This window comes from Streptomyces sp. NPDC055140 (genome assembly GCF_053607285.1).
Genome location: NZ_JBSGTG010000068.1, coordinates 1 through 6367, shown reverse-complemented (window position 1 = coordinate 6367; position 6367 = coordinate 1). Strand labels below are relative to the sequence as shown.

Annotated in this window: 5 protein-coding genes and 1 pseudogene; 1 reads left to right on the top strand and 5 read right to left on the bottom strand. The window is 67.3% G+C overall.

What is annotated here, in order from left to right; translation table 11 throughout:
- Positions 1 to 346 precede the first annotated feature (346 nt).
- From ACWFR4_RS46220 to ACWFR4_RS46205, 4 genes are all read right to left on the bottom strand, one after another.
- Positions 347 to 3274: a M48 family metalloprotease gene (locus tag ACWFR4_RS46220; protein ID WP_453657684.1), complete on the bottom strand. Its 2928-nt coding sequence runs from the start codon at positions 3272 to 3274 to the stop codon at positions 347 to 349.
- Positions 3271 to 3828: a hypothetical protein gene (locus ACWFR4_RS46215; protein ID WP_266594117.1), complete on the bottom strand. Its 558-nt coding sequence runs from the start codon at positions 3826 to 3828 to the stop codon at positions 3271 to 3273. Before ACWFR4_RS46215 ends, ACWFR4_RS46220 begins: the two co-directional genes overlap by 4 nt.
- 104 nt (positions 3829 to 3932) lie before the next feature.
- A complete protein-coding gene (locus tag ACWFR4_RS46210; protein WP_453657682.1) occupies positions 3933 to 4784 on the bottom strand; it encodes an IS5 family transposase in 852 nt (283 codons plus the stop codon).
- A gap of 103 nt (positions 4785 to 4887) precedes the next feature.
- On the bottom strand, positions 4888 to 5160 hold the full coding sequence (locus ACWFR4_RS46205) for a hypothetical protein (RefSeq protein ID WP_453657680.1): 273 nt from the start codon (positions 5158 to 5160) through the stop codon (positions 4888 to 4890).
- A gap of 82 nt (positions 5161 to 5242) precedes the next feature.
- Here ACWFR4_RS46205 and ACWFR4_RS46200 point away from each other — a divergent pair, with 82 nt between their 5' ends.
- Positions 5243 to 5917 (top strand): hypothetical protein, encoded by a 675-nt coding sequence (locus tag ACWFR4_RS46200; protein ID WP_453657678.1) that lies wholly within the window; start codon positions 5243 to 5245, stop codon positions 5915 to 5917.
- A gap of 212 nt (positions 5918 to 6129) precedes the next feature.
- Here ACWFR4_RS46200 and ACWFR4_RS46195 read toward each other — a convergent pair.
- Positions 6130 to 6306, bottom strand: a pseudogene (locus ACWFR4_RS46195) (UTRA domain-containing protein); the annotation flags it as partial.
- Between the last annotated feature and the right edge of the window lie 61 nt (positions 6307 to 6367).

The following is a 6367-nucleotide window of genomic DNA, read 5'->3' as shown; positions in this document are numbered from 1 at the left end:
GTCCGCCCCCCCCGTAGCGGACCGGCGGACGCAAACCGGGCCCCTGCACCTGTCGGAGGTGCAGGGGCCCGGTTGTCTTGGGAGGGCGCTCGTATGGCTACGGTCAGGTGTAGGGAAGCGTTCGGGCCGTCGCCGCCGTCAGGGCGATGCCATGGGGCGAGATCGGCGACGGGTTGGCGTTATGCCCGTACTTCGGGGTGGGCTCCCGGCGCTGGGCGCACGACCCCATCTGGGCACTCAGGTTCCCCATTTGTCGAGTGCCTAGCCCCGGTCCGGGCTGTGCAGCAGGAGAAGACCGCCGCAGCCTGATCGGGCGGCTAGAGAGGGCCTTGTGTCGGCGTCAGAGTCAGTCTGAGCGCATCCGGGCTGAAACGAGCCGCGACAACGTCGCCGAGTAGATGTCGAGGGCCTCGGTGCGTGCGACGGCCAGATCGGTCGGCCAGGCCCGGTGTGGCGCAGGGGAGGCGGCACCCGTACGGCATGCCTCGGCGGCGGTTACGGAACGGCGCAGGGCGTTCGTCCAGCGGTGGCCCAGGTCGTCGTCGGGGAACGGACGGGCGTGGAGTGCCCGTTCGGCCGATAAGTGCAGGCCGGCACAGGCGGCCACGACATCATCGATGTTTGAAGGAGTGGTGCGGATAATGCGGTCGGCCAGATTGTGGTAGGCCAGTACGTCGGTGAAGAAGGGGTTCTCGGTGCTCTCCCAGGTGCGGAGCTGGAGCGCCTGGATCCGATCGCCGGTCGATTCCCCGGTGAGCACCCCCCGGTGGGGGCGGAGTACCAGGCTGGGGTCACCCCTCAGCTCCTGGCTTGCTGAGCAGGAAGCAACCGTGGTGGTCAGCAGTAGTCCAACGCCCGCACGAACCGCCCAGGTCCGGACGGGCGTGGCGGCTCGTCCCCGGGGGGGCCGGGGACGCAACCGGGCAGGCCGGCGGACGACGTACGCGAGGAGAGCCGCCGGCACAGCAGTGAGCGCGGCAGCGAGCAACCCCAGCGAGACCGTCTCGAACAGCACCGGATAGATCTCCGCGAGTTTGGACGACTGCAGCCCGCAAGAGGCGGTGGCCACAAGCCGTCCGCAGCCGCCGAAAGACATCAGGCCGAGGAAACCGACCAGTGCGGTGGCCTGGGCGACAGCCGCCGCCGTCAGCGCGCGAGGCAACCAGAGCGGGCCCAGGCGTATTGCTGTCAGCACGGCAGCCAGGGAGGAGCCCGCCCAGAAGGCCATGGCGGTCCACCAGACAAGGAGCATCCGGCGTGCGGACTCGGGCAGAGGACTCCCGGGCAGTAAGGAATCCGCCGACGAGAGAAGGACGAACAGAACGACGCAGACGGCGAGACCGCACATCAGGCCGAGCGTCGCCACGCCGCCGAAGCTGGCGCGCTCCGCGCGCATGGTCACCGAGCGCATCCGGTAGAGGGGGCCGCGACCGTAGAACCGTGGGAGCTGGACGAGTACGACGAAGAACCAGGCAGCAATTCCGATGAAAGCCATGGAATCCCCAGTGGCGGGCGTACCGACGTACTGGATCGTGCCCGCTATGACGCGCAGGGTTATGGGATGCGTCTGCGCGAGATCGGGCAGTTCCACGACCAATGACTCGAGGGCGGAACCGAAAGGATCTCCGGCCATAGCGGTGAACGCATCGTCCACCCACCACTGGAAGAGGGCGACTCCGAACAGACAACTGGGGAAGGCGGTGAGCCAGACAGCAGCGCGCGGCCGCGCGCCCTGAAGCAGGCAGAGGTGACTGATCTGGTCGACCCACCCGACCCAGAGCGCACCACACAACGGCAGGGCCAGCAGAACAACGGGGGTTTCCGGGGCAGTGGGCCACCAACGGCTGCTGTAGCCCACTCCGACGACGAACTGGCCGAGGAACAGACCGCCTCCGAACGCGAGCCCGGGGGCGGGGCTGGGACCGTGCTCCCGTAGCAGGTTGGCGAAGCGAGCACGGAGCTGGTCGTGCCAGACGGCGAAGAAAAGGATGCTGGCGGCGATCAGCGCGACCGTCGACGCTTCCAGACCGGGGCCCCAGATCCGAGCGACTGTGTGCACCGAGATCATGGTCGTGCAGCCGATGAGAAAGTACTGCAGGGGGCTCAGCCCGCGAAGGGTGAACGGGCGGTGCAGCGCGCGCAGCCGTTCCTGCCAGGTGGGGTGGGGGCGGACCAGGGCCAAGGCCCGGCCTGCCAGATGGAAAGATGTTGCCGGCCTAGACGTGGTCGGACGGAGTCGGCTGTGCGAGGCCTCGGCAGCAGCCGCCTTCTCCCACACCTCGATGCAGGCACCGGCCGCCACCGCATCCACGTCCGCGACGAGTTCGCGATGGCGCAGGGTGGCAGCGCGAATCAGTACCACTGCGGCCACCAGCAGCATTGCCTTGGCGGTCTGCCGGGTCAGTTCCGGCAACGCGGCGGGCCAGAGTTTGTCGTCGAGGCCCGGGAAATGCCCGGTGGTCGCGGCCCACACGAAGGAGCCGCCGACGATCACGGTGTACGGGATGAGGGCCACGGCCAGGAAGGCCCGCCAGAGGGCGAGAACCGAGTAGGCAAGACCCACATCCATGGTGCGGATGTGGGCGAGTTCGTGGAGGACCACCGCTCTGAACTGTTCGGGGGCTGTGCTGCGTACGGTGAGGAGCCCGGCATGCAGGGAGACGACGGGAGCGCGGCCCCGGCCGAAGACAACGGCGCCGGCATCGAGTGCCGCGCAGTCCACAACGAATCGTGGCGGGGTGAGTACCAGGTACGACGAGTCGAGACTGCCGTGGTGTTCGGCACGCCCGGCCAGGGTGACGAGTTCGTCCAGCTCTGTGCGCAGACCGGCCGGGTCGAAGGCCGCGTCGAGGTCCTCCAGCGCCACCAGGCCGCGCCGGCGCGAGCGGAAGCGCGGCAGCAGCCAGTAGAGGACGGTGGCAGTGGCGAGCAGGGCAGCCGTGCCGGCATACCCCCAGTCGTGGATTCCGCCCTGCACGGGTTCGGTGAGACAGGACTCGGCAAGCGGAGACCCGGTGCGACCGGCAAGAGCGGCACGCCAGAAGGCGCTGTCGTCACCCACGGCGAACCAGCAGCCCAGACCGGTACCGTCGGCGAAAAGCAGCGAGGCCGCGGTATTCGTCATCTCCAGGGTGGCGGTGAGCATACCGACGGCAAGAAGGGCGAAGCGCAGAACGGTCCCCGAGGGAATGCCTGGACGCCCGCTGCCGTCCTCGTCGTGGGGACCCGTGAGGTGGGGATAGGGGAAGGTGGTGTACGGGTCCGGGCCGGTCATGCCCTGGGCCTGTCGTCCGGCGTGATGTCACCGCCGTCTGTGCCGCCTCTGACTCGGTCCCTACCCGAAACCGTGTCTGCGGGGGTGGGCCGGGCCAGGATCAGCCGGGCAACCACGCGGTCCGCCAGCTTTTCGGCGTCCTCGGCGGCGAGACCGGCGGCCTGGGCGTCCTCGGTCACCCGACGGTGGACCAGATCCAACTGGTCCCGGGACAGCTCCGGAACTTCTGTGGCGGAGCCCCCGGCGGCACCTGCGGCGGACGGGCGGCGCAGCAGCCTGCGCGCGGCACCGGCCAACCGTGCGTGAGCCGAATCGACCGAGGACTGCACCGCGGAGCGGCAGGCCTCGTCGACCGCCAGCCACACCACAGGGGTCACCACGGCGACCACCTCGGCGAAGCCGAAACCCAGCGGTTCGGTCTTGCGCCGCCCGCGTAAGATCCTGACCACGTGTGCGTCGTCGACATGGGCCAAGGCCGCCAGCACCGGGGCCTCTTCGGGTGCGTACTGCGCCACCACGTCCACGACCACGGCTCGCACTTCTGTGGTCCCCATCCCGCACCGCCCCTGTTCCGGCGCCGCCTGTCCGTACGCCGCTGACAGCAGTCTGCCCTTAAGTCCTTCCAGTTAGGGACTGTAAGAGGGCATCTGATCAACGTTCAGGGCGTGTTGACCGATTCGCCGGATTCGATTCGCCAGGGTGGTGCGGATTCTCCCGTGAGCTCTCGGCTCATTTTGTTAGCCATCGCCCAGTGGATCATTGCCCGGGACCTTTGAGGCAGGGTTTCGTAGTCCCGTGCCAGCCGCCGGTGCTGTATCAGCCAGCCGAAGGTGCGCTCGGTCACCCACCTTTTCGGCAGCGGCTGAAAGCCTTTCGCTGTCGGCCGTTTGACGACCTCGACGTCGATGCCCAGGCCGGCACCGTGCTGGAACACACTGGTCTGGTAACCGCCATCCGCGCAGACCTTGGTCACGGTGGGATGCGTGGCGGCCAGCTCGTCCAGCAGTTGTTTCCCACCGGTCGAGTCGTGCACCGAGGCAGCCGTGACAATGACGGCGAGGACCAGGCCGAGCGTGTCAGTGATCAGGTGACGCTTGCGGCCTTTAATCTTCTTGCCTGCGTCGATGCCCTGGCTGGTCTCGGCCACGTTTGCCGAGGTCTTGACGCTCTGGGCATCCACCACGGCTGCCGACGGTTGCGCGGCGCAACCGTGGGCGCGGCGGGTCTTGTCCCGCAGCAGATCGTGGACCCGCCCGGTGGTACCGTCCGCCTCCCACTTCGCGTAGTAGTCGTAGACGGTCTTGTGCGGCGGCAAGTCGTGCGGAAGGTACTCCCACGGGATGCCGGTGCGGTTGACATAGAGGATCGCGTTCACGATCTCCCGCAGGTCATGCACCCGCGCCGCCACACCGGGCCCGGTCCGCCCGGCGCGCCACGCCGCGAACACCGGCTCGATCAAAGCCCACCGGGCATCGGACACATCACTGCGATAAGGACGACGAGTGCTCACCCACTGTGCAACGCCCCACCACCGCCAGCAGTCACAAGAACATCCCAAATCACCAACTAGCTAGATCAGATGCCCTCTTATGCCCAGGTGAGCAAGAGCAGGCTCAGGTGCCGCGCTTGCGCATTCCCGCGGCCGCCAGCACCACCGTCGGCACCGACACCAGCACAGCCCATCCCAGGCGTCGTGTCTGGAACGAGGCGCACGTCGTCTCCGCTCCCTTCTCCATCGACCCATAATTAGGGGTCCATTCGGTGCCGAGGACGGCGTGGCACTTGGATTGGGGGTAGCCGGAGCTGATGTCGGGTGCGCTGGTCAGCAGCCATAGGGTCACACCCAACCCGGCGCAGGCGAGAAGCCATATGAATGGTCTGGTCATACCGTGACCCTAGAGGCTCGATCTCTAGTTGCGGCCCGGCACAGGCCAAGTCCTGTCCCGGATACGGGTTGTCGGCTACCTCGTGGACGAGTTGGGGGATCTCGTGGATGTGACCACGCTTGCCGTCGCACTCATCAGCGTCGCAGGCACGCTGGGCGGCACTCTGGGCGGAGCAGTGCTCAGCCAACGCGCCAGTCGGGCCGAGGCTCGGGAACAGAACCGGCGCGTCGACCGTCAGCAGGAGCAGGAACGGGCCGAGCAAGCAGTGCAGGCCAAGCGCGATCTCTATGCTCGTTTGAACACTACGGCTCGTGCCTACCGAATTGCCGGCAGGGACGTCGTCGAGGCCGTTGCCCGCGGGGAGGCGCTGGATCCAGCGCTCCTTGATGCTGCAAAGGAGGCCTGGGCCGAGCACTACTCACAGGCGCAGATGACATTGGCTAGCGATCTCCTCGAAGTAGCCTCCAGCCTGAACAGAGCCCTCGGAATCGGATACTCCGTCGTCAAGCAACTGCCAAGCAGCTCAGACCATGAAGCGGCGTACCGGCGAGCGGCAGCATGGTTCAAGGGCCCCCTGTCCGACGGCGTGTACCTGCTCCGAGTCGCTCTGCGGCAAGACCTAGGCGTCGAGAGTGAGGCAGAGTTCGAGCACTGGCGCCTGCAGATGGTGACCGCTCTGGATAGCGCGCGGGACGCACTCGCCCAGCAGTTGGAAACGGAACGTCGTCAGGCCAATGCATCGGTTGACCAGCCCTGACAGGTTGAACTTTCACGCCCGGTGAGGGCTCACACGACAAAGCCCTTGGGCAGAATGCCAGGGGCCAAGGTGATGCGGCGCTCGTCTCATTCGTACTCGCGGAGCAGGTCCTCATTGCGCCTGTTGGCGACCTCGTGACGGCCGTCGTAGGTGCTGCGGGATCGTGATCGGCAACGTCGTGGCCGCATCAGGAAAAGACCCCAGATCCAGGCCTACTGATCCGGCTGTTCCATGCCGTACTCGTAGGCGACTTCCCAGCGCACGTCGGGGACGACGATGTCTGCCGTTTCGACGGGACGGCCGTCGGTGTCGTAGTAGGTCCGCTCGATCAGCAGGACCAGGTCGCCGAGGCTGATGCCCAGCAGGTTCGCCTGGGCCTGGGTGGCACGCCCTGCCAGGCTGGCCCTTCTCGTCACCACCCTCTACCTCCCCCACCGGTGGCTCTACCTC

What these genes read in the sequence shown, in the direction of transcription:
- ACWFR4_RS46220 (WP_453657684.1), bottom strand. Translation starts at nt 3,274, where the DNA reads ATGACCGGCCCGGACCCGTACACCACCTTCCCCTATCCCCACCTCACG.
- ACWFR4_RS46215 (WP_266594117.1), bottom strand. Translation starts at nt 3,828, where the DNA reads ATGGGGACCACAGAAGTGCGAGCCGTGGTCGTGGACGTGGTGGCGCAG.
- ACWFR4_RS46205 (WP_453657680.1), bottom strand. Translation starts at nt 5,160, where the DNA reads ATGACCAGACCATTCATATGGCTTCTCGCCTGCGCCGGGTTGGGTGTG.